Here is a 20,873-nt window from a genome sequence, read left to right as displayed (position 1 = left end):
GGTGACGGAGCGTCACCCGGCAGGAGCGGCGGGGCGGATCACATGCCGTGGACCGCCGGAACCGTGCCCAGTCGGCCGGCCTGGAAGTCCTCGAAGGCCTGCTTCAGCTCGGCCTGACTGTTCATCACGAACGGTCCGTAGTGCGCCATCGGCTCCCGGATCGGGCGGCCGCCGAGGAGGACGACCTCCAGGTCCGGGGTGTTGCCGTCCTGCCGCTCGTCGGCGCGGACGGTCAGCGAGCCGCCTGCGCCGAACACCGCGGTCTGGCCCATCGCGATGGGGCGGCGCTCCGCGCCGACCGTGCCGCGGCCGGCCAGGACGTACGCGAGACCGTTGAAGTCCTCGCGCCAGGGCAGGGTCACCTCGGCGCCGGGCCGGACGGTGGCGTGGATCATCGTGATCGGGGTGTGGGTGATGCCGGGGCCCTCGTGGCCGTCGAGCTCACCGGCGATGACCCGGAGCAGCGCGCCGCCGTCGGGGGAGGCCAGCAGCTGGACCTCGCCACCGCGGATGTCCTGGTAGCGCGGGTTCATCATCTTGTCGGCCTTGGGCAGGTTCACCCAGAGCTGGAGGCCGTGGAAGAGCCCGCCGGACATGACGAGCGACTCCGGCGGGGCCTCGATGTGCAGCAGGCCCGAACCGGCGGTCATCCACTGGGTGTCGCCGTTCTCGATGGTGCCGCCGCCACCGTTGGAGTCCTGGTGGATGAAGGTCCCGTCGATCAGGTACGTGACGGTCTCGAAGCCGCGGTGCGGGTGCCAGGGGGTGCCCTTCGGCTCACCGGCGGCGTACTCCACCTCACCCATCTGGTCCATCATGATGAACGGGTCGAGGTGCCGGTAGTTGATCCCGGCGAATGCGCGGCGCACCGGGAAGCCCTCGCCCTCGAATCCGCTCGGCGCGGTCGTGACGGCGACCACGGGGCGGGCCGCGGCATCGCCGGAAGCGGCGACCTTGGGCAGGGTCAGCGGGTTTTCGACAGTCACTGCGGGCATGGAAGCCACCTCCGGGCGAGTATTCTGGAATCAATTTAGTTGAATGGTGAACATCCCGCAAGGCGTCGCGCATTCCCGGCCCACGCCGGAGGCGCCCCGACAGCGAGAAGGGCCCGTGCCCACTCCTGGCACGGACCCTCGCCCGAACGCTGAAACAGCAGGCCGGCGGCCCGCTGAAGCCTCAGCCCTACCCGTACATCCGGCGCATCGCGAAGTCGACCATCTGCTCGACCGCCTTGGCGTCGAAGACCATCCGGTGGTCGCCCTCCATGTCCAGGACGAAGCCGTAGCCCGTCGGCAGCAGGTCGATCACCTCGGCCCCGGTGATCACGAAGTACTTCGACTCCTTGCCCGCGTACCGGCGCAGCTCCTTGAGCGTGGTGAACATCGGGATCACCGGCTGCTGCGTGTTGTGCAGCGCCAGGAAGCCGGGGTTGTCACCGCGCGGGCAGTAGACCTTCGAGGTGGCGAAGATCTGCTGGAAGTCCTCGGCGGAGAGGGAGCCGGTGGTGAAGGCCCGTACCGCGTCGGCCAGGGAGGGCGGCGACGGTTCCGGATACAGCGGCTGCTCCCCGTAGCCGCCGCCCATCTGACCCATCTGGCCCATCTGACCCATCTGCTGCTGAGCACCAGGGTTCTGGTCGTAGCCGTACATGCTGCAAAGAGTAATCGGACACATCTACGGCTTGAGGGGTTGCGCCTTATTACTGACGGGTAGCATCATCGGAGAGGTCAGCTGATGGACCCACGCCTGCCTGTCGCCCGACCCGCACCACTCCCCGGGGCGCTGTGCGCCACTGCTATTGATTACGGAGCCTTCCCATGGGGCACTACAAGTCGAATCTCCGCGACATCGAGTTCAACCTCTTCGAGGTCCTCGGGCGCGACAAGGTGTACGGCACCGGTCCGTTCGCTGAGATGGACGTCGACACCGCGAAGAGCATCCTGGACGAGCTCACCCGCCTCGCGGAGAACGAGCTCGCCGACTCCTACGCCGACGCCGACCGCAACCCGCCGGTCTTCGACCCGGAGACCAAGACCGCCCCGGTCCCGGCGAGCTTCAAGAAGTCGTACCAGGCCTTCATGGACTCCGAGTACTGGCGCCTGGGCCTCCCCGAGGAGATCGGCGGCACCACCTCGCCCCGCTCCCTGATCTGGGGCTACGCGGAACTGCTGCTCGGCGCGAACCCGGCCGTGTGGATGTACTCCTCCGGCCCGGCCTTCGCCGGCATCCTCTTCGACGAGGGCAACGAGGAGCAGAAGAAGATCGCGGAGATCGCCGTCGAGAAGCAGTGGGGCTCGACGATGGTGCTGACCGAGCCGGACGCCGGCTCCGACGTCGGCGCCGGCCGGACGAAGGCCGTGCAGCAGGACGACGGCTCCTGGCACATCGAGGGTGTGAAGCGCTTCATCACCTCGGGCGAGCACGACATGTCCGAGAACATCATCCACTACGTGCTGGCCCGCCCCGAGGGCGCCGGACCCGGCACCAAGGGCCTCTCGCTCTTCATGGTCCCGAAGTTCCACTTCGACTGGACCACCGGCGAGCTGGGCGAGCGCAACGGCGTGTACGCGACGAACGTCGAGCACAAGATGGGCCTCAAGGCGTCCAACACCTGCGAGATGACGTTCGGCGACCAGCACCCCGCCAAGGGCTGGCTGATCGGCGACAAGCACGACGGCATCCGCCAGATGTTCCGCATCATCGAGTTCGCCCGCATGATGGTCGGCACGAAGGCCATCGCCGCCCTCTCCACGGGCTACCTGAACGCCCTGGAGTACGCCAAGGAGCGCGTCCAGGGTCCGGACCTGGCGAACTTCATGGACAAGACGGCGCCCAAGGTCACCATCACGCACCACCCCGACGTGCGCCGCTCGCTCATGACGCAGAAGGCGTACGCGGAGGGCATGCGCTCCCTCGTGCTGTACACCGCCTCCGTCCAGGACGCGATCCAGGAGCAGGAGGCCGCGGGCGAGGACGCCAAGGCCCTGATCGGCCTCAACGACCTGCTGCTGCCGATCGTGAAGGGCTACGGCTCCGAGAAGTCCTACGAGCAGCTCGCGCAGTCGCTCCAGACCTTCGGCGGCTCCGGCTACCTCCAGGAGTACCCGGTCGAGCAGTACATCCGGGACGCCAAGATCGACACCCTCTACGAGGGCACCACGGCGATCCAGGGCCAGGACTTCTTCTTCCGGAAGATCGTCCGCGACCAGGGCGCCTCCCTCAACACGCTCTCCGAGGAGATCAAGAAGTTCCTCGCGGGCAACCAGGGCAACGAGGAGCTGGCCCCCGCGCTGGACTCGCTCGCCAAGGCCGCCGTGGACCTGGAGGCGATCGTCGGCACGATGATCACCGACCTCACCGCGACCGGCGAGGACGTCAAGAACATCTACAAGGTGGGCCTCAACACGACCCGCCTGCTGATGGCCTCCGGCGATGTCGTCGTCGGTTACCTGCTCCTCAAGGGCGCGGCCGTGGCGGCCGAGAAGCTGCCGACCGCCGCCGCCAAGGACGTCGCCTTCTACCAGGGCAAGATCGCCGCCGCGAAGTTCTTCGCCGCGAACGTCCTGCCGGGCGTCTCCACCGAGCGCGCGCTCGCCGAGGCGATCGACAACTCGCTGATGGAGCTGGACGAGGCCGCGTTCTAGGACCTCGCCCGCCTGCTCGATGCGTCAACCAGTGCCGCCATCCGGAATTCGTTCGGGTGGCGGCGCTGTCGTACCAGCTGGGTACGCTGAGTGCACGGCCCAGAATCCCGTCCATGGGAGGAACCATGACCGCCGAGGCACTGCCCGAATCGCTGCACCGCCAGCCGGACGGCTCCAAGTGGCCGGTCCCGCCTGCGGACGGCTACACCGTGGACGAATTCTTCACGCTTGACCTCCCGCCGCACACAGAGCTGATCGACGGGAGCCTGGTTTTCGTGAGTCCGCAGCGGAAGTTCCACACGCTGGCGATGTATCTGCTGGAGCAGGGGCTTCGACTCCATGTGCCCGGCCATCTGCGAGTGCGTCGGGAAATGGCGGTCGTCCTGGGCAAGCGAAGTGCGCCTGAGCCGGACCTGGTGGTGGTGTCGGCAGAGGCGGACGGCGACCAGCTCCAGACCCGCTACCAGGCCTCCGACGTCCTGCTCGCCGTCGAGGTCGTCTCGCCCGACTCCGAGGACCGCGACCGTGACACCAAGCCGCACAAGTACGCGGCGGCGGGTATCAAGCACTTCTGGCTGGTGGAAATGGTCGGCGATGGCCACCGCCCCATGGTCATCACCTACGAGCTCGACCCGGTCAACAAGACGTACGTCTCCACCGGCGTCCACCACGACCGGCTCAAGCTCTCCGCCCCGTACGACATCGATATCGACCTGACCTCGATCGACGAGCTGTAGGGCCACCGGTCTCCCCGGTCACCGGATACCGGACCGCGAGTCCTCGTTACAGTGAAGAACATGAGTTCCCCTCTCCGGTTCGACCGCGCCCACACCGATGACCTGATGTCCTTCCTGGCGGCCAGCCCGTCCCCGTACCACGCGGTGGCGAACGCCGCCGCGCTGCTGGCGGAGGCCGGCTTCCGGCAGGTCGAGGAGACCGCCGCCTGGGACGCGTCGGCCGGCGGGAAGTACGTGCTGCGCGGCGGGGCGATCGTCGCCTGGTACGTGCCGGAGGGCGCCGAGGCGCACACCCCGTTCCGGATCGCCGGGGCGCACACCGACTCCCCCAACCTCCGGGTGAAGCCGCTGCCCGACACCGGGGCACACGGCTGGCGCCAGATCGCCGTCGAGGTCTACGGCGGCACCCTGCTGAACACCTGGCTCGACCGGGACCTGGGCCTGGCCGGGCGGATCTCGCTGCGGGACGGCACCCACCGGCTGGTCAACATCGACCGGGCGCTGCTGCGGGTGCCGCAGCTGGCCGTGCACCTGGACCGGTCGGCCAACACCGAGGGGCTCAAGCTCGACCGGCAGAAGCACATGCAGCCGATCTGGGGGCTCGGCGATGTCGAGGAGGGCGACCTGATCCGCTTCGTCGCCGAGGAGGCGGGCGTCGACGCGGAGGACGTCACCGGCTGGGACCTGATGCCGCACGCCATCGAGCCGCCCTCCTACCTGGGCCGCGACCGGGAGCTGGTGGCCGGGCCCCGGATGGACAACCTCCTCTCGGTGCACGCCGCGACCGCCGCCCTGGCCGCCGTCTCCGCACTGCCCGACGCCGACCTCCCGTACATCCCGGTGCTCGCCGCCTTCGACCACGAGGAGAACGGCTCGCAGTCCGACACCGGGGCCGACGGGCCGCTGCTCGGATCGGTGCTGGAGCGCTCGGTGTTCGCGCGCGGCGGCACGTACGAGGACCGCGCCCGCGCCTTCGCCGGCACGGTCTGTCTCTCCTCCGACACCGGCCACGCCGTGCACCCCAACTACGCGGAGCGGCACGACCCGACGCACCACCCGGTCGCCAACGGCGGGCCGATCCTCAAGGTCAACGTCAACATGCGCTACGCCACCGACGGCAGCGGCCGGGCCGTGTTCGCCGCGGCCTGCGAGAAGGCGGGCGTGCCGTGGCAGAGCTTCGTGTCCAACAACGCGATGCCCTGCGGCACGACGATCGGTCCGATCACCGCGGCCCGGCACGGCATCCAGACCGTGGACATCGGCGTGGCGATCCTCTCGATGCACAGCGCGCGTGAGCTGTGCGGCGCCGACGACCCGTATCTGCTGGCGAACGCTCTGGCCTCGTTCCTCGCGGGCTGATCCGCCGCCCGACCGCCGACGCGCACATGCTTGTTGCCGGGCCGGGTACGCGACCCGTACACCGGCCCGGACTCACCGGGCGGTCGAGGAGGCGGAATTCATGGGACTCGGAGGATGCATTCTCCTGATCGGCGGGGGCGCGATCCTGGCGTTCGCCACGGACTGGAAGCTGGACACCGTCAACGTGGACCTGGTCGGCTGGATCATGATGCTCGTCGGCCTCGTCGGGGTCTTCGTCTACATGAGCATCGCGCGCCGCCGCCGGATGGTCGTGCCGCCCACCACCACCGTCGTCCAGGACGACGAGCAGCGCTACCGCTGACGGCCCGCGGCGGCCCGGCGAGGACCCTGCGGGAGCCCGGATATCCTGGGGCGGGTCCCACGCCCCACCGTGGGCGCGTCCCGCCCCGAAGAGGAGCCGTCCGTGGAGTTCCGGCTGCTCGGCACGGTCGCTGTCGAAACGCTCGCCGGACCGCTGCCCCTGGGGCCCGCCAAGCGACGCAGTCTGCTCGCCGCGCTGCTGCTGTCCGCCAACACCCCGGTATCGGTCGGCCGGCTGACGGACTCCCTCTAGGACGACACCCCGCCGTCGCAGGCCCGTGGCGTCATCCAGGGTCATGTGTCGCGGCTGCGCGCCCTGCTGGTGGGCGCGGACGCGGAGGCGTACGGGGTCGAACTGGCCACCCTCGGCGACGCGTACGTCCTGCGGGTGCCCGAGACCCTGGTGGACGCGCAGCGGTTCGAGGAACTGCTGATGCTGGCACGCGAACAGCGCACCTGGGCGGACACCGTGCTGATGCTGAAGGAGGCCCTGTCCCTCTGGCAGGGTCCGGCCCTCGGCGGGGCGTTCGCCGGTCCGCCGCTCCGGGCCGCCGCGCACTCCCTGGAGGAGTCGCGGCTGGCGACGGTCGAGCAGTTGGCCCGTGCGTACGGAGAGCTCGGCGAGCACCACCGGGCGGCGGCCCTGCTGGCGGCGGAGACCGCGGCGCATCCGCTGCGCGAGTCGCTGGCCGCGGAGCTGATGCTGGCGCTGTACCGGGCCGGGCGTCAGTCGGAGGCACTGGACCGTTTCCACCGTACGAGACGGCTCCTCGCCGACGAGCTGGGCATCGACCCGGGACACGAACTCGCCGACGCGTACGCGCTGATCCTGCGGGGTGAGCCGGGGGCGGGCGGTCCGGGGCCGGGCCGTCCAGGGGCGGGCGGTCCGGGGGCGCGCGGCGTCGCGGCCCCGGAACCTGCCCCGGCCCCAGCCCTGGCCCTGGCCCCTGCCGGTGCGGTGCCCGTGCCGCACCCGGCGCACGCCGGAGAACCGCTCCCCGTCGATCTGCTCCCCCGGGCGCCCCGTGGCTTCCACGGGCGGGCCGCCGAGCTGGCCGCGCTCACCCGGGCGGCGGCGGGCGAGGCGCCCGTCTGTCTGGTCACCGGACCGGCCGGGGTCGGCAAGACCGCGCTGGCGCTCCAGTGGGCGCACCGCAGCGGCGCGCTCTTCCCGGACGGACGCCTCTTCGCCGATCTGCGCGGGTTCAGCGAGGCCGGCGAGCCCGCGCTCACCGACGTCCTGCGGGAGTTCCTGCTCGCGCTCGGCGTCGCACCGCGCCGGATACCGGAGTCCGCCCCGGCGGCCGCCGCGCTCTTCCGCTCGCTGTCCGACCGGCGCAGGCTGCTGGTCGTCCTCGACAACGCCCGCGACTCCGCCACCGTCAGGGCGCTGCTGCCGGGCGGCAGCGACTGCGTCACGCTGGTTACCAGCCGGCACCGGCTGGAGGGGCTCATCGCCTCGGACGCCGCCCGGCCCGTACCGCTCGACACGCTGGAGGCCGACGACGGCACGGCCCTGCTCGCCGGGGTGCTGGGGGAGGAGCGGGTGCTCGCCGAACCGGTGGCGGCCCGCCGGCTCGCCGAGCTCTGCGGCGGGCTGCCGCTCGCGCTGCGCGTCACCGCCGCCCGGCTGGCGGGCCGGCCGCACTGGACGCTGGCCGCGCTCGCCGACGAACTGGCCGACGAGCGCGGCCGGCTGGCCTGTCTCGACGTGGACGACACCGGTGTCGCGGCCGCGCTGCGGCTGACCGTCCAGCATCTGCCGCCCGAGGCCGTCCACCAGTTCGCACGGCTCGGGCACCATCCCGGCGGCCATGTCGACCCGTACGCGGCCGCCGCGCTGGCGGGGACGGACCCGGTCGCCGCGGCTGCGGCACTGGAGCGTCTCGGCGCCGCCCACCTCGTCGCCGAGACCGCCCCGGGCCGGTGGATCCTGCACGACCTGGTGCGCCTGTACGCCCGGGGCCTCGACCCGGCGTCGGCGCACGAGGCCCTCACCGGCGTGCTCGACCACTGCATCGCCACCGCGCTGGCCGCCGCCGACACGGCGGAGCCCGGCGGCGAGCCCTGCTTCGTGCTCCCGGACGGCTACCGCAAACCCGCCGCCGTACGGGACTTCGCCGACCGTGCGGAGGCGATGCGCTGGCTGGCGGCCGAGCGCGAGAACCTGGCGCTGGCCGCCGTGGCGGCGCGGGAGGCGGGGCTTGAGGACCGGGCCTGGCGGATCATCCTGCTCCAGTGGCCGCAGGTGGTATGGCGGGTACGGGACAACTGGGCGCCGCTGCTGGAACTGGCCCTGGAGTCGGCCCGGGCCGGGAAGGACGCGTACGCCGAGTCGAGGGTGCTCACGCTGCTGGGCTGGGTGCTGACGGAGGAGGGCCGGACCGCCGAGGCCGGCGCCGTACTGGAGCGTTCACCGGTGCTCGCCCGGGAGGCCGGCGACCCGCTGGGCGAGGCGACCGCGCTGATCAACCTGGCTGTCGTCCAGGCCGAGCTGGGCGAGCTGCCGACCGCGCTGGAGAACTGCACCCGCGCCGTGGAGCTGTGCCGCGGGGAGGAGGACCGGCACACCGAGATGCTCGGTCTCCAGCACCTGGCCCGGATGCAGCTCACCGCGCACCGCCCGCGGGAGGCTCTGGACTGTGCGCGGGCCGCGCTCGATCTGGGCCCCGAGCACGAGGAGGCGGTACGCCGGTCGCTGCTGCTCGCGGTCTGCGGCGAGGCGCGGATCGCGCTGGGCGAGGAGGAGGACGGCATCCGGCTGCTGGACCGGGCCGCGCAGGAGGCGGAGAAGGCCGGTTACGACGACGGGGCCGTGCGGGCGCTGGAGGCGCTGATGCGGGTGTCGGCGCGGACGGAGTACCGGCGGCGGTACGACGAGGCGCTGCGGCGGCTCGCCGACGAGGGCTGACCGGCTGACCTGCGGGTTCTCGCTGCCGACCGGGACATCAGCGGTACGTCAGCGGGACGGCAGCGATACGTGAGCGGCGGCGGTCAGAGTCGTTCCTGTCAGCAGTTCGCGGGCGGGCGTCTAGACCGGGCGTCCGCCTCACCGTCTCCCCGGGGGAATCTCCATGCGTACCTTCCGCAACCGCACCACCGTTCTGGCCGCCGCGACCACGGCCGCCCTCGCTCTCACCCTCACCGCCTGCGGCGACAACGGCTCCGGCACCCGTTCGGAGGGCGCGGCCGACAGCTCCGCGACCACCGCCGCGTCGACCGCCGGGTCCGGGAAGGACGCCGGATCCGAGAAGGCCGCCGACGACGCGGCGGTGACCGGCGCCAAGGGCTCCACCGGCGCCGCTCAGCCCGCGGGCGCGGCCAAGAGCTCCGGCGGTTCCGGAAACACCGGCGGCGCGTCCGACAAGGCCGCCGTCGCCCTCTGCACGGCGAAGGGCGTGAACATCACCGCCGAGCGTCAGGACGGCCCGCCCTACACCCACCTCACGCTCGCCGCGAGGAACACCTCCGGCGCGAGCTGCGAGATGAAGGAGTACCCGCACATCCACTTCCTGGACAACGCGCGGGGCATCGTCCCGCCCGTCGCCAAGAGCAAGCCGCAGGCCCCGGTGATCCTGGAGCCCGGCCAGTCCGCCTATGTCGCGGTGCGCATGTCCGAGGGCGGCCGGAAGGAGGTCACCGAGACCGTGAAGGAGTTCACGGTCACGCTGAAGGCCAACGGCGGCGGCATGGCGGTCGTGAAGTCCCCCGCCGCCGAGGGCCTGTCCGTCAACCCGCAGAAGTGGGCCACCGGTTACTGGACCACCGAACTGCGCAACGGCGCCGACGAGTTCTGATCCGTCAAGCGGTCACGAGGGGCTGTCCATCCCGGCCAGCACCAGCGCCAGCCGGGATTCGCCCTCCGCCGTGACGCGGACCGGCACCCCCCAGTCCTGCTGGTGCACATGGCAGGCCGGGTACTCGTTGGCCGGGTCGTCGTCGCAGGACGCCGCCATCGCGGAGACATGCAGGACGCCCTCGGTGACCCCGTCGGCGAGAACCAGATCGCGCCCGAGGTCCGTGCCCGGGCCGGAGCCCTCCGCCAGCAGCTCGGGCGGGGTCGCGGAGACCAGCAGCCGGGTCGAGGGCCCGTAACGGGTGTCCAGCTTCTGTCCGGCGGGGGCCTGGAAGACCACGTCGAGGCGGAGGGTGCCCGGGGTGATCTCGGTGGCGGCTCGCTGGGTGCGGTGCGCCCGGTCCGCGACCCGTACCGCCTCCTCGGGCAGCCGGAGGCGGGTCAGCCGGTGGCGGGCCGACTCGACGACGACCAGGTCGCCGTCGACCAGCACCGCGTCGCTGGGCTCGCGGACATCGGTGGCCAGGGTGGTGACCTCGCCGGAGTCCGGGTCGTACCGGCGCAGGGCGTGGTTGTACGTGTCGCTGACGGCGACGGACCCGTCGGGCAGCGCGGTCACGCCGAGCGGGTGCTGCAGGAGCGCCTGTTCGGCGGCCCCGTCGCGGTGGCCGAAGTCGAAGAGGCCGGTGCCCACGGCGGTGTGCACCTGCGCTTCGCGGTCGACCCAGCGCAGCGCGGAGGTCTCGGAGTCGGCGACCCAGAGCCGATCCCCGTCGGCGGAGACGGCGAGCCCGGACGGCTGGGCGAACCAGGCCTCGGCGGCCGGCCCGTCGACCAGACCCTCGTTGGTGGTACCGGCGGCCACGCGTACGGTCGCGCTCTCCGGGTCGTACGTCCACAGCTGGTGCACGCCCGCCATGGCGATCCACAGCCGGTCGCCGAACCACGCGACGTCCCAGGGCGAGGAGAGGTCCACCTCGCGCGCCGGGCCGCTGGTCGCGGTCCCCTGCCACCACTGGCGGCCGGTGCCGGCGAGGGTGCTGGTCATCCCGGTCGTGAGGTCCAGGGCGCGGATGGCGTGGTTGACGGTGTCCGCGACGGCGATGCGGCCGTCCGGTAGCACGGCGAGCCCCTGCGGTTCGCTGAACCGGGCCTCGTCCGGACCGCCGTCGTTCAGCCCGCGTTCGCCGGTGCCGAAGTGGCGTCGTACGGTCTCGCCGTCGGCGTCCAGCTCGACGAGGCGGTGGCGGGTGGTGTCGGAGACCAGGAAGCCGCCGTCGGGCAGGAGCAGCGCCTTGCCCGGGAAGCGCAGATGCGTGGCGACGGGCTCGGGCGCGACGTAGGGGCCGTCACCGCGGCGGAGCGTGCCCTTGGCGGCGTGCTCGGTCTCCAGCTCCTCGACGAGCTTCTCGATGGCGTGCGCGTGGCCCTCGCCCGCGTGCTGGGCGACGACATAGCCCTCGGGGTCGATCACGACGAGCGTGGGCCAGGCGCGTACGGCGTACTGCTTCCAGGTGGCCAGCTCGGGGTCGTCCAGGACGGGGTGGTGGACCTCGTAGCGCTCGACGGCGTCGACGACGGCCTGGTGCTCGGCCTCGTGGACGAACTTCGGCGAGTGGACACCGATGATCACCACGGTGTCGCGGTGCTTCTCCTCCAGCTCGCGCAGCTCGTCCAGGACATGCAGACAGTTCACACAGCAGAACGTCCAGAAGTCGAGGATGACGATGCGTCCTCGCAGGTCAGCGAGGGTGTACTGCTGGTCGCCTGTATTGAGCCAGCCGCCCTTGCCGATGAGTTCGGGGGCGCGGACGCGTGCACGTGTTGCCATGCCACAAGTCAACACCTCCCCCACCTGCACGCATTCCGCCGGGGCCCGGGGGAACCTGTGACGCATGAGACTTCTCGTACGTGAGCGGCTTTTCGCCATCGGCGACGACTACTGGATCGAGGACGACGGGGGCCGCAAGGTCTTCCTGGTCGACGGCAAGGCGATGCGGCTGCGCGACACCTTCGAGCTGAAGGACGCCGACGGCCGGGTCCTGGTCGAACTGCGGAAGAAGCTGATCAGCCTGCGCGACACGATGCTCATCGAGCGGGGCGGCGAGGAGCTGGCCACGGTCAAGCGCAAGCGGCTGTCTCTGCTCCGCAACCACTACCGGGTCACGCTGGTGGACGGTACGGAGCTGGACGTCAGCGGCAAGATCCTGGACCGCGAGTTCGCCATCGAGTACGACGGTGAACTGCTGGCCCAGATCTCGCGCCGCTGGCTGACCGTCCGGGACACGTACGGCATCGACGTCGTCCGCGACGACGCCGACACCGCGCTGCTCATCGCCGTGGCGATGTGCGTGATCGTGCTGGCGGAGAAGGAGCAGGAGGGCTGAGCGCGTTCCCATGGTCGGGACCACGGGCGGGGCCGCGCGCGGGAGTTCGTTGTTTCACGTGAAACAGCGCACACCACGACGTCCCTCAGGAGCTGAGGCGCGGCGGCGCGAGCCCCAGCCGGCGGTCCTTCAGGGCCGGGAACTGGTCCCGGGTCGTGCGCACCTTCTCCGGGTCCAGCTCGACGGTCAGGATCTCCTCGTCCGCGCCCGCCTGGGCCAGCACCTCGCCCCAGGGGTCGATGACGCTGCTGTGCCCGGCCTGCTGAACGCCCGCGTGCGTGCCCGCCGTGCCGACGGCGAGGACGTACGCCTGGTTCTCCACGGCGCGGGCCTGCGCCAGGAGCGTCCAGTGGGCGCGCCGGCGCTCGGGCCAGCCGGCCGCCACCACCAGTGTTTCGGCGCCCGCGTCGACGAGCCCCCGGAACTGCTCCGGGAAGCGAAGGTCGTAGCAGGTGGCGAGGCCCAGCGTGGTGTCCGGCAGGGCGACGGTCACCAGCTCCTCGCCCGCGCCCATCATCACCGCCTCGCCCTGGTCGAAGCCGAAGCGGTGGATCTTGCGGTAGGCGGCCGTGCGCTCGCCCTCGGGCGAGAAGACCAGGCTGGTGTTGTACAGGGTTCCGTCGTCCGCGCGTTCGACGAAGGATCCGGCGTGCAGCCAGACACCGGCCTCGGCGGCGGCCTTCGCCATCACCTCGTGCGTGGGCCCCTCCAGCGGCTCGGCCTCCGCCTCGAAGGCGGTGTAGGCGAATGCCCCGACCGGCCAGAGTTCAGGGAGAACCACCAGGTCAGCGCCCCGCTGGCCGACCACCAGGGAAGCCGCTCGCGCCCTGCGGGCCTCGACGGATTCGTCCGGGTCTACTGCGATCTGGATGAGGGAGGCGCGCACAGTACCACCGTCCTGGCATTCAAGCCGTCAACACGGGCCTACGATCGTCACACGAAAGCACTGCCGGGGTGCCTGCTCGCAGCGTAACTTAGCGGTCGAACCTCCCACGCAGCCCGCCGACAGCGCCGTCAGAGCCGGCCCACCCGCCGGCACTTCCTGCTCTCCAGCCCATGCACCGCAGAACCGCACGAGGGGTCCCGTGACCGTCCATCCCAGCCTCCAGCCCTACACCGACGCCGCGACCCACTCCATCGAGGCGATAGCCGAGCTGGTGAAGCCCCTCGCCGAGAGCGAGTGGAACCGCCGTACGCCCTGCCCGGGGTGGTCGGTGCGCGACATCGTGTCGCACGTCATCGGCATGGAGTGCGAGATGCTCGGCGACCCACGGCCGATCCACACCCTGCCGCGCGACCTCTACCACGTACAGAGCGACTTCGCCCGGTACATGGAGATGCAGGTCGACGTCCGGCGGCACCACACCTCCCCGGAGATCACCGCCGAGCTGGAGTACGTCCTCATCCGCCGGGCCCGCCAGATCCGCAACGAGTCGCGCAGCCCCGAGACCAAGGTCCGCGCGCCCCTGGGCGCCGAGCAGACCCTCGAAACGGCGCTGAATCTGCGCGCCTTCGACCTCTGGGTGCACGAACAGGATCTGCGCACCACGCTCGGCCAGCCGGGCAACCTCGACTCCCCCGGCGCCCTGATCACCCGGGACATGCTGCTCGCCGGGCTGCCGAAGGTGGTCGCCAAGGGGGCGGGCGCGCCCGCCAATTCGGCGGTCGTCTTCGATGTGCACGGCCCGGTGGAGTTCCTGCGGACGGTCCGGGTCGACGCGGAGGGCCGCGGTTCGATCGACGGCGCGCCCTCGCTGGGCCCCGCCGTGACGCTGTCGCTGGACTGGGAGACGTACGTCCGCCTCGCCTGCGGCCGGGTCCGGCACGCGGCCGTCGCCGACCGGATCAAGGTCGAGGGCGACCAGGAGCTGGCCACGGCGATCCTGGACAACTTCGCCGTGACGCCATGACCCCGTTACCGCTTCACAGGCACGTGCCCGCGCCCGGGATGAGGGTCACGCGGGCACGTGCACGGCCTCGACGCGGCTGACCACGTGGTGGTCGCGTTCCCTGAGCGCCGCCCGGCGGCGCAGCCGCAGGATCTGGGCGACGCCGAGCGCCTCCAGGACGAAGACCGAGGCGAACGCGACGCGGTAGTTGTCGCCCGTGGCGTCCAGCAGGACCCCGACGGCGAACAGGGTGGTCATCGAGGCGACGAACCCGCCCATGTTGACGATGCCCGAGGCGGTGCCCTGACGTTCGGGCGGGTTGGCCGGGCGGGCGAAGTCGAAGCCGACCATCGAGGCCGGACCGCAGGCTCCGAGCACCAGGCACAGGACGACCAGCAGCCACATCGGCGTGCGGTCGGCCGGGTAGAAGATCGCGGACGCCCAGAGCAGGGCCGTCGTCGCCACCGTGCCCAGCGCGATCGGGACGCGCGCCTCGTGGTGGCGGGCGATGATCTGCCCGTACACGAGCCCGACCACCATGTTGGACAGCACCACCAGGGTGAGCAGTGTGCCCGCCGTGCCCCGGCTCAGCCCCTGCGCCTCGACCAGGAACGGCATGCCCCACAGCAGCAGGAACACCATCGCCGGGAACTGGGTGGTGAAGTGCACCCACATCCCGAGCCGGGTCCCGGGCTCCCGCCAGGCGGCGGCGATCTGCCGGCGCACGTACGCGGCCCCGGCGTGCTCGGCGGGCGGCGGCTCATGGCCCTCGGGGTGGTCCTTGAGGAACAGCAGGAGCAGCACCAGCACCACCACGCCCGCCAGCGAACTGCCGACGAACGTCGTGGTCCAGCCGTAGCTGTGCAGCGCACGCGCGATGAACAGCGTCGAGACGAGGTTGCCCGCCATCCCGAACAGCGCCGCGACCTGGCCGATCAGCGGACCGCGCCGGGCCGGGAACCAGCGGCTGCCGAGCCGCAGCACGCTGATGAACGTCATCGCGTCGCCGCAGCCGAGCAGTGCGCGGGCCGCCAGCGCCATCCCGTACGACGGGGAGAGCGCGAAACCGAGCTGCCCGACCGTGAACAGCACGACCCCGATGGTGAGGACCTTCTTGGTGCCGAGCCGGTCGACCATCAGCCCGACGGGTATCTGCATGCCCGCGTAGACGAGGAGCTGGAGGATGGAGAACGTGGAGAGCGCGGAGGCGTTGACGTCGAACCGGTCGGCGGCGTCGAGGCCGGCGACGCCCAGGCTCGTACGGAAGATGATCGCGACGAAGTAGACGGCGACCCCGATGCCCCAGACCCAGGCGGCACGCCGGCCGCCGGGCGGGTCACCGGGCAGGGAGAGCGTGGGGGCGGCCGAACTCACCGGTCCTCACCCCGCACCAGCACCCGCACCCGGCCGACATGGCGGCGCACGACCTGCGCGGCCATGTCGGCGTCCCCGGCCCGGATCGCGTCCAGCAGCTCGCCGTGCTCGGTGACGTTGGCCTCGATCCTGCCGGGGTGGGCCTCCATCACCGCGACGCCCATCCGCAGCTGACGGTCGCGCAGCTGGTCGTAGAGGCGCGAGAGGATCTCGTTGCCCGCGTACTTCACGATCTCGGCGTGGAAACAGCGGTCCTTGACGGCCACCGCCGCCAGATCGCCGGCCTCCGCCAACTGCCGTTGCTCCTCCAGCAGCTGCTCCAGCCGCTCGATCAGCTGCGGCGACGCGGGCACCGCCTTGCGCGCGGCGAACTCCTCGACCAGCAGCCGGGTCTCCACCACGTCCTTGATCTCCTGCGCGGAGACGGCGAGGACGAGCGCGCCCTTCTTCGGGTAGAGCTTGATCAGCCCCTCGACCTCCAGCCGCAGCAGCGCCTCGCGCACGGGCGTGCGGGAGACACCGACCGCGTCCGCCAGGCCGCCTTCGGTGAGCAGCGTGCCGCCCTCGTAACGGCGGTCCAGGACCGCTTCCTTGATGTGCGTGTAGACGCGTTCGGCGGCGGGCGGGCGCTTGAGGGAGGAGGACGTGGACCGTACGGGGGCGGAGGGCGCGGCAGGCATGCGCACAGCATAGATACAACATGCACGCATGGGGACCGGCGTCCGGATTCTGGACCTCCGGAACACCCCGGGAGATCAGCAATAGTTCATGCTTTCCTGAATTCAGGAACAGCTGTACTGTCACCCCATGCTGACCGTCGCTTCCGACATCGAGGTGCTCGCGCGGTTCGGCCGCGCGCTCGCCGACCCGATCCGCTGCCGCCTGCTGCTCGCGCTCCGCGAGGCCCCGGCGTACCCCTCCGACCTCGCCGAGGCCCTCGGCATCTCGCGCACCCGGCTCTCCAACCACCTGGCCTGCCTGCGCGACTGCGGTCTGGTCGTCACCGTGCCGGACGGCCGCCGGACGCGTTACGAGCTGGCCGACGAGCGTCTCGGCAGCGCACTGGGCGATCTGCGCTCCGCGGTACTGGCCGTCGAGACCGACCGCACCTGCCCGGATGCGGAGACGAAGGGCTGCTGCTGATGACGGTGCTCTCCCCCGGCCCTTCGCCGGCCCGCCGGGACGCGCTCGCCCGCCGGATACGGCTGCTGGTCGCGGCCACCATCGCCTACAACGTCGTCGAGGCGGTGGTCGCGCTCACCGCCGGAACGATCGCCTCCTCCAGCGCCCTGGTCGGCTTCGGCCTGGACTCCGTCATCGAGGTCTCCTCCGCGGCCGCGGTCGCCTGGCAGTTCTCCGCCCGCGGGCACGCGGTGCGCGCGAGGCGGGAGCGGACCGCCCTGCGGATCATCTCCGTATCGTTCTTCGCGCTCGCCGCGTACGTCGCCGTCGACGCGGTCCGGGCGCTGGCCGGGACCGGCGAGGCCGAACCGTCGCCGCTCGGCATCGTCGTCGCCGCGCTCTCGCTCGCGGTCATGCCGTTCCTGTCGGCCGCCCAACGGCGGGCCGGCCGTGAGATCGGATCCGCCTCCGCCGTCGCCGACTCGAAGCAGACCCTGCTGTGCACGTACCTCTCCGCCGTCCTGCTCGTCGGACTGGTCCTCAACGCCACGCTCGGCTGGTCCTGGGCCGACCCGGTGGCCGCCCTCGCCATCGCCGTCATCGCGGTCAAGGAAGGGCGCGACGCCTGGCGGGGCAAGGGCTGCTGCGCCCCGGCGGCGGGCTCGGACGGCTGCGGACGCTGACCGGAGGACGCCCCGGTCAAGCCCGCGCAAAATCACCCGTTCGGTAACACATCCATTGCCTCTCCCCAGGAGTCTCATCTGCGAGCGGCACCCTTATGTGGCCGCATATCAGGGGCATTTGGAGCGTTCAGTTGAAAATCGGCATCAAGCGCATCAATCGCGTCACCGTGACGGCCACCGTGACCCTCACCGCCGGTGCGGTGCTCGCGGGCAGCGCCTTCGCCTCCACGGCGCACGCCGCCGCACCGCCGGCTCCGAAGATCGTCGCCAAGGGCGGCTTCGTGATGAACGACGGCACCGGGAAGACCCTCTTCACCAAGTCCGCGGACACCCGCCGGGCCACCGGCTCCACCACGAAGATCATGACGGCGCTGGTCGTGCTGTCGCAGAAGAACGTGAACCTGAAGACCAAGGTCACGATCCAGAAGGCCTACAGCGACTACATCGTCTCGAAGAACGCCTCGTCCGCCCGGCTGATCGTCGGCGACAAGGTCACCGTGGGCCAGCTCCTCTACGGTCTGATGCTCCCCTCCGGCTGCGACGCCGCGTACGCCCTGGCCGACAAGTTCGGCTCCGGCAAGACCCGTGCGGCCCGCGTGAAGTCGTTCATCGGCAAGATGAACTCCACGGCGAAGAGCCTCAAGCTGAAGAACACCCGCTTCGACTCGTTCGACGGCATAGGGAGTGGCAACAACTACTCGACCCCCCGTGACCTGACGAAGATCGCCAGCAAGGCGATGAAGAACTCCACGTTCCGCTCCATCGTCAAGACCAAGTCGACGAAGCAGAAGGTGACCACGAAGAGCGGTGGCTACCGCTACATGTCGTGGAGCAACACCAACAAGATGCTCAGCAGCTACAGCGGCGCGACCGGCGTCAAGACCGGCTCCGGCCCGACCGCCAAGTACTGCCTGGTCTTCGCGGCGACCCGCAAGGGCAAGACGGTCATCGGCACAGTGCTCACCTCGTCCTCCGAGGCGAACCGCACCGCCGACGCGAAGAAGCTGATGGACTACGGCTTCAAGAAGTAGCCCGCACGCGTTGTACGCAAAGGGGCCCGGCCCGCACGAGGTGTGCGGGCCGGGCCCCTTTGCGTAAAGGCCGCCGATGAACGCGCTACGCCCAGGTGATCAGGCGCTTCGGCTGCTCCAGGATCGCCGCCACGTCGGCCAGCACCTTGGAGCCCAGCTCGCCGTCGACCAGGCGGTGGTCGAACGACAGGGCCAGCGTGGTGACCTGCCGCGGCTTCACCTTGCCCTTGTGGACCCACGGCTGGAGCTTGATCGCGCCGACCGCAAGGATCGCGGACTCACCGGAGTTGAGGATCGGCGTACCGGTGTCGACGCCGAAGACGCCGACGTTGGTGATGGTCACCGTGCCGCCCGCCATCGCGACCGGGGAAGTCTTGCCGTCCCGGGCCGTGCCGACCAGCTCGCCCAGGGCCGCCGCGAGCTGCGGCAGCGTCTTGTCGTGCGCGTCCTTGATGTTCGGCACGATCAGACCGCGCGGGGTGGCCGCCGCGATGCCCAGGTTCACGTAGTGCTTCTGCACGATCTCCTGGTTGGCCTCGTCCCAGGCGGCGTTGACCTCGGGGTTCCGCTTGATCGCGACGAGGAGGGCCTTGGCGATGACGAGGAGCGGGTTGACCCGCACCCCCGCCATGTCCTTGTCCTCCTTCAGCTCGGCCACGAGCTTCATCGTGCGCGTCACGTCGACCGTGATGAACTCGGTGACGTGCGGCGCGGTGAACGCGCTGCCGACCATCGCCTGCGCGATGGCCTTGCGCACGCCCTTGACCGGGATACGGGTCTCGCGGGCGGAGTCGGAGACCACCGCCGGGGCCTCGGCGACCGCCGGTGCGGGGGTCGCCGGGGTGGGGGCCGGGGCAGCCGCCGGAGCAGCGGCCGGAGCCGCCGCGGCGTGGACGTCCTCGCGGGTGATGATGCCGTCCTTGCCGGTCGGCACCACCGTCGCCAGGTCGATGCCCAGGTCCTTGGCCAGCTTGCGCACCGGGGGCTTGGCGAGTGGACGGCCGCCCTGGGCCGGCACCGCCGCGGCCGGGGCGACGGGCGCGGCGGGCGCCGCGTGCCCGTTCAGCTCGGCCTGCACCGCAGCCGCGACGGCGGCGGCCTCCGGAGCGGCCGACGCCCCCTTGCGCGGGCGGCGCTTGGTGGAGCTCTCGGCGACGCCGTAGCCCACCAGGACCGGCGTACGGCCCTTCGGTTCGGCCTCGGCCTCCGGCGTCTCCACCGGCTCCTGAGCCGGAGCGGCGGCGGCCGGGGCGGGCGCGTCGCCGCTGCCCGGGGCCACGTCGATCGCGATGATCACCTGGCCGACGTCGACGGTCGTGCCCTCGGGGAAGCGCAGTTCGTGCACCACCCCGTCGAACGGGATCGGCAGCTCGACGGCCGCCTTCGCGGTCTCGACCTCGCACACGACCTGGCCGTCGGTGACGGTGTCGCCGGGCTGGACGAACCACTTGAGGATCTCGGCCTCGGTCAGTCCTTCGCCCACGTCGGGCATCTTGAACTCACGGAAGCGAGCAGACGTTTCGGTCATCGTCGTCACGAACCCTCTCCTCAGAACGCCAGCGAGCGGTCGACGGCGTCGAGCACCCGGTCCAGGCCGGGCAGATACTCGTCCTCCAGCCGGGCAGGCGGGTACGGGACGTGGTAGCCGCCGACCCGCAGCACGGGCGCTTCGAGGTGGTAGAAGCAGCGTTCGGTGATCCGGGCGGCGATCTCCGCGCCGGAGCCGTAGAAGACGGGCGCCTCGTGGACGACCACGACCCGGCCGGTCTTCTCGGCCGACGTCTGGATGGCGTCGAAGTCGATCGGGGACATCGAGCGCAGGTCCAGGACCTCGATCGACTTGCCCTCCTCCTGGGCGGCCGCGGCCGCCTCCAGGCAGACCTTCACCATCGGCCCGTACGCGACGAGCGTGAGGTCGCTGCCCTCGCGGACGGTGACGGCCTTGTGCAGCGGGCCGGGGATGGACTCGGTGTCGACCTCGCCCTTGTCCCAGTAACGCCGCTTGGGCTCGAAGAAGATGATCGGGTCGTCACTCTGGACGGCCTGCTGCATCATCCAGTAGGCGTCGCTCGCGTTGGACGGCGAGACCACCTTGAGGCCCGCGACGTGCGCGAAGAGCGCCTCGGGGGACTCGCTGTGGTGCTCGACCGCGCCGATGCCGCCGCCGTACGGAATGCGCACGACGACCGGCAGCTTGACCTTGCCGAGCGCCCGGGCGTGCATCTTGGCGAGCTGCGTGACGATCTGGTCGTACGCGGGGAAGACGAAGCCGTCGAACTGGATCTCGACGATCGGGCGGTAGCCGCGCAGGGCCAGGCCGATCGCCGTGCCGACGATGCCGGACTCGGCGAGCGGGGTGTCGATCACCCGGTCCTCGCCGAAGTCCTTCTGGAGTCCGTCGGTGATCCGGAAGACGCCGCCGAGCTTGCCGACGTCCTCACCCATGATGAGGACCTTCGGGTCGTTGTCGAGGGCGAGGCGGAGCGACTCGTTGAGCGCTTTCGCGATGGACATCTTTTCCACGGCCATG

18 protein-coding genes and 1 pseudogene are annotated in these 20,873 nt (G+C 71.1%); 11 read left to right on the top strand and 8 right to left on the bottom strand.

What is annotated here, in order from left to right; all coding sequences use genetic code 11:
• Window positions 1-38 precede the first annotated feature (38 nt).
• Together AC0VY3_RS00600 and AC0VY3_RS00595 are read right to left on the bottom strand one after the other, a co-directional pair.
• A complete protein-coding gene (locus AC0VY3_RS00600) occupies window positions 39-995 on the bottom strand; it encodes a pirin family protein (protein ID WP_475548655.1) in 957 nt (318 codons plus the stop codon).
• A gap of 187 nt (window positions 996-1,182) precedes the next feature.
• Window positions 1,183-1,650: an SseB family protein gene (locus AC0VY3_RS00595; RefSeq protein WP_006125898.1), complete on the bottom strand. Its 468-nt coding sequence runs from the start codon at window positions 1,648-1,650 to the stop codon at window positions 1,183-1,185.
• A 167-nt stretch (window positions 1,651-1,817) separates the two neighbouring features.
• Between AC0VY3_RS00595 and AC0VY3_RS00590 the strand changes: the two genes are divergently transcribed.
• The 6 genes and pseudogenes from AC0VY3_RS00590 to AC0VY3_RS00565 all read left to right on the top strand — a co-directional run bounded on the left by AC0VY3_RS00590 (window position 1,818) and on the right by AC0VY3_RS00565 (window position 9,858).
• Window positions 1,818-3,644, top strand: a complete 1,827-nt coding sequence (locus AC0VY3_RS00590) for an acyl-CoA dehydrogenase (RefSeq protein WP_103507838.1) — start codon at window positions 1,818-1,820, stop codon at window positions 3,642-3,644.
• Window positions 3,645-3,757: 113 nt separating this feature from the next.
• A complete protein-coding gene (locus AC0VY3_RS00585) occupies window positions 3,758-4,381 on the top strand; it encodes a Uma2 family endonuclease (protein ID WP_242743201.1) in 624 nt (207 codons plus the stop codon).
• 60 nt (window positions 4,382-4,441) lie between these two features.
• A complete protein-coding gene (locus AC0VY3_RS00580; RefSeq protein ID WP_030077044.1) occupies window positions 4,442-5,740 on the top strand; it encodes a M18 family aminopeptidase in 1,299 nt (432 codons plus the stop codon).
• Between the two features lie 100 nt (window positions 5,741-5,840).
• Entirely contained in the window at window positions 5,841-6,062 is a 222-nt protein-coding gene (locus tag AC0VY3_RS00575; RefSeq protein WP_103507836.1) for a DUF6458 family protein, read from the top strand.
• Window positions 6,063-6,164: 102 nt separating this feature from the next.
• A pseudogene (locus AC0VY3_RS00570) lies at window positions 6,165-8,972 on the top strand (AfsR/SARP family transcriptional regulator).
• A 163-nt stretch (window positions 8,973-9,135) separates the two neighbouring features.
• Complete coding sequence (locus AC0VY3_RS00565) at window positions 9,136-9,858, top strand: DUF4232 domain-containing protein (protein WP_475548654.1); 723 nt, start codon at window positions 9,136-9,138, stop codon at window positions 9,856-9,858.
• Between the two features lie 12 nt (window positions 9,859-9,870).
• Here the strand turns inward: AC0VY3_RS00565 and AC0VY3_RS00560 are convergent, their stop codons facing one another.
• On the bottom strand, window positions 9,871-11,688 hold the full coding sequence (locus AC0VY3_RS00560; protein ID WP_475548653.1) for an NHL domain-containing thioredoxin family protein: 1,818 nt from the start codon (window positions 11,686-11,688) through the stop codon (window positions 9,871-9,873).
• Between the two features lie 64 nt (window positions 11,689-11,752).
• On the opposite strand from AC0VY3_RS00560, the gene AC0VY3_RS00555 reads away from it, so the two are divergent.
• Window positions 11,753-12,244, top strand: a complete 492-nt coding sequence (locus AC0VY3_RS00555) for an LURP-one-related/scramblase family protein (protein ID WP_103507324.1) — start codon at window positions 11,753-11,755, stop codon at window positions 12,242-12,244.
• A gap of 85 nt (window positions 12,245-12,329) precedes the next feature.
• On the opposite strand, the gene AC0VY3_RS00550 is transcribed toward AC0VY3_RS00555, so the two are convergent.
• Window positions 12,330-13,130 carry a carbon-nitrogen family hydrolase gene (locus tag AC0VY3_RS00550; RefSeq protein WP_475548652.1) on the bottom strand — a complete coding sequence of 267 codons (801 nt, stop codon included), beginning with the start codon at window positions 13,128-13,130 and terminating at the stop codon, window positions 12,330-12,332.
• Between the two features lie 199 nt (window positions 13,131-13,329).
• Between AC0VY3_RS00550 and AC0VY3_RS00545 the strand changes: the two genes are divergently transcribed.
• Complete coding sequence (locus AC0VY3_RS00545; protein ID WP_103507322.1) at window positions 13,330-14,154, top strand: maleylpyruvate isomerase family mycothiol-dependent enzyme; 825 nt, start codon at window positions 13,330-13,332, stop codon at window positions 14,152-14,154.
• 45 nt (window positions 14,155-14,199) lie between these two features.
• Here AC0VY3_RS00545 and AC0VY3_RS00540 read toward each other — a convergent pair whose 3' ends face one another.
• Together AC0VY3_RS00540 and AC0VY3_RS00535 are read right to left on the bottom strand one after the other, a co-directional pair.
• Window positions 14,200-15,507, bottom strand: coding sequence for an MFS transporter (locus AC0VY3_RS00540; RefSeq protein WP_103507321.1), 1,308 nt, complete (start codon window positions 15,505-15,507; stop codon window positions 14,200-14,202).
• The gene (locus AC0VY3_RS00535; protein ID WP_103507327.1) at window positions 15,504-16,187 is read right to left on the bottom strand and encodes a GntR family transcriptional regulator; all 684 of its coding nucleotides are present in this window, start codon (window positions 16,185-16,187) and stop codon (window positions 15,504-15,506) included. Before AC0VY3_RS00535 ends, AC0VY3_RS00540 begins: the two co-directional genes overlap by 4 nt.
• Window positions 16,188-16,314: 127 nt before the next feature.
• Here AC0VY3_RS00535 and AC0VY3_RS00530 point away from each other — a divergent pair, with 127 nt between their 5' ends.
• The 3 genes from AC0VY3_RS00530 (at window position 16,315) to AC0VY3_RS00520 (ending at window position 18,343) form a co-directional block, all read left to right on the top strand.
• Window positions 16,315-16,650 (top strand): ArsR/SmtB family transcription factor, encoded by a 336-nt coding sequence (locus AC0VY3_RS00530; protein WP_103507320.1) that lies wholly within the window; start codon window positions 16,315-16,317, stop codon window positions 16,648-16,650.
• Window positions 16,650-17,312 (top strand): cation efflux transmembrane domain-containing protein, encoded by a 663-nt coding sequence (locus AC0VY3_RS00525; RefSeq protein ID WP_475548651.1) that lies wholly within the window; start codon window positions 16,650-16,652, stop codon window positions 17,310-17,312. Before AC0VY3_RS00530 ends, AC0VY3_RS00525 begins: the two co-directional genes overlap by 1 nt.
• Before the next feature lie 131 nt (window positions 17,313-17,443).
• On the top strand, window positions 17,444-18,343 hold the full coding sequence (locus AC0VY3_RS00520; protein WP_103507318.1) for a D-alanyl-D-alanine carboxypeptidase family protein: 900 nt from the start codon (window positions 17,444-17,446) through the stop codon (window positions 18,341-18,343).
• An 85-nt stretch (window positions 18,344-18,428) separates the two neighbouring features.
• Here the strand turns inward: AC0VY3_RS00520 and AC0VY3_RS00515 are convergent, their stop codons facing one another.
• Both AC0VY3_RS00515 and AC0VY3_RS00510 read right to left on the bottom strand, forming a co-directional pair.
• Window positions 18,429-19,880, bottom strand: coding sequence for a dihydrolipoamide acetyltransferase family protein (locus AC0VY3_RS00515; protein WP_475548650.1), 1,452 nt, complete (start codon window positions 19,878-19,880; stop codon window positions 18,429-18,431).
• An 11-nt stretch (window positions 19,881-19,891) separates the two neighbouring features.
• Window positions 19,892-20,872, bottom strand: coding sequence for an alpha-ketoacid dehydrogenase subunit beta (locus tag AC0VY3_RS00510; RefSeq protein ID WP_103507253.1), 981 nt, complete (start codon window positions 20,870-20,872; stop codon window positions 19,892-19,894).
• Window position 20,873: the final 1 nt, after the last annotated feature.

This window comes from Streptomyces sp. iso_384 (assembly GCF_056172905.1).
Note: the sequence above shows the minus strand (reverse complement) of the source record. Positions and strands in the feature narration are given on the sequence as shown.

Coding starts and splice junctions, on each gene's coding strand:
- AC0VY3_RS00580 (WP_030077044.1), top strand. CDS start 4,442: ATGAGTTCCCCTCTCCGGTTCGACCGCGCCCACACCGATGACCTGATG.
- AC0VY3_RS00525 (WP_475548651.1), top strand. CDS start 16,650: ATGACGGTGCTCTCCCCCGGCCCTTCGCCGGCCCGCCGGGACGCGCTC.
- AC0VY3_RS00560 (WP_475548653.1), bottom strand. CDS start 11,688: ATGGCAACACGTGCACGCGTCCGCGCCCCCGAACTCATCGGCAAGGGC.
- AC0VY3_RS00510 (WP_103507253.1), bottom strand. CDS start 20,872: ATGGCCGTGGAAAAGATGTCCATCGCGAAAGCGCTCAACGAGTCGCTC.
- AC0VY3_RS00585 (WP_242743201.1), top strand. CDS start 3,758: ATGGGAGGAACCATGACCGCCGAGGCACTGCCCGAATCGCTGCACCGC.
- AC0VY3_RS00535 (WP_103507327.1), bottom strand. CDS start 16,187: ATGCCTGCCGCGCCCTCCGCCCCCGTACGGTCCACGTCCTCCTCCCTC.
- AC0VY3_RS00555 (WP_103507324.1), top strand. CDS start 11,753: ATGAGACTTCTCGTACGTGAGCGGCTTTTCGCCATCGGCGACGACTAC.
- AC0VY3_RS00595 (WP_006125898.1), bottom strand. CDS start 1,650: ATGTACGGCTACGACCAGAACCCTGGTGCTCAGCAGCAGATGGGTCAG.
- AC0VY3_RS00565 (WP_475548654.1), top strand. CDS start 9,136: ATGCGTACCTTCCGCAACCGCACCACCGTTCTGGCCGCCGCGACCACG.
- AC0VY3_RS00530 (WP_103507320.1), top strand. CDS start 16,315: ATGCTGACCGTCGCTTCCGACATCGAGGTGCTCGCGCGGTTCGGCCGC.
- AC0VY3_RS00600 (WP_475548655.1), bottom strand. CDS start 995: ATGCCCGCAGTGACTGTCGAAAACCCGCTGACCCTGCCCAAGGTCGCC.
- AC0VY3_RS00575 (WP_103507836.1), top strand. CDS start 5,841: ATGGGACTCGGAGGATGCATTCTCCTGATCGGCGGGGGCGCGATCCTG.
- AC0VY3_RS00590 (WP_103507838.1), top strand. CDS start 1,818: ATGGGGCACTACAAGTCGAATCTCCGCGACATCGAGTTCAACCTCTTC.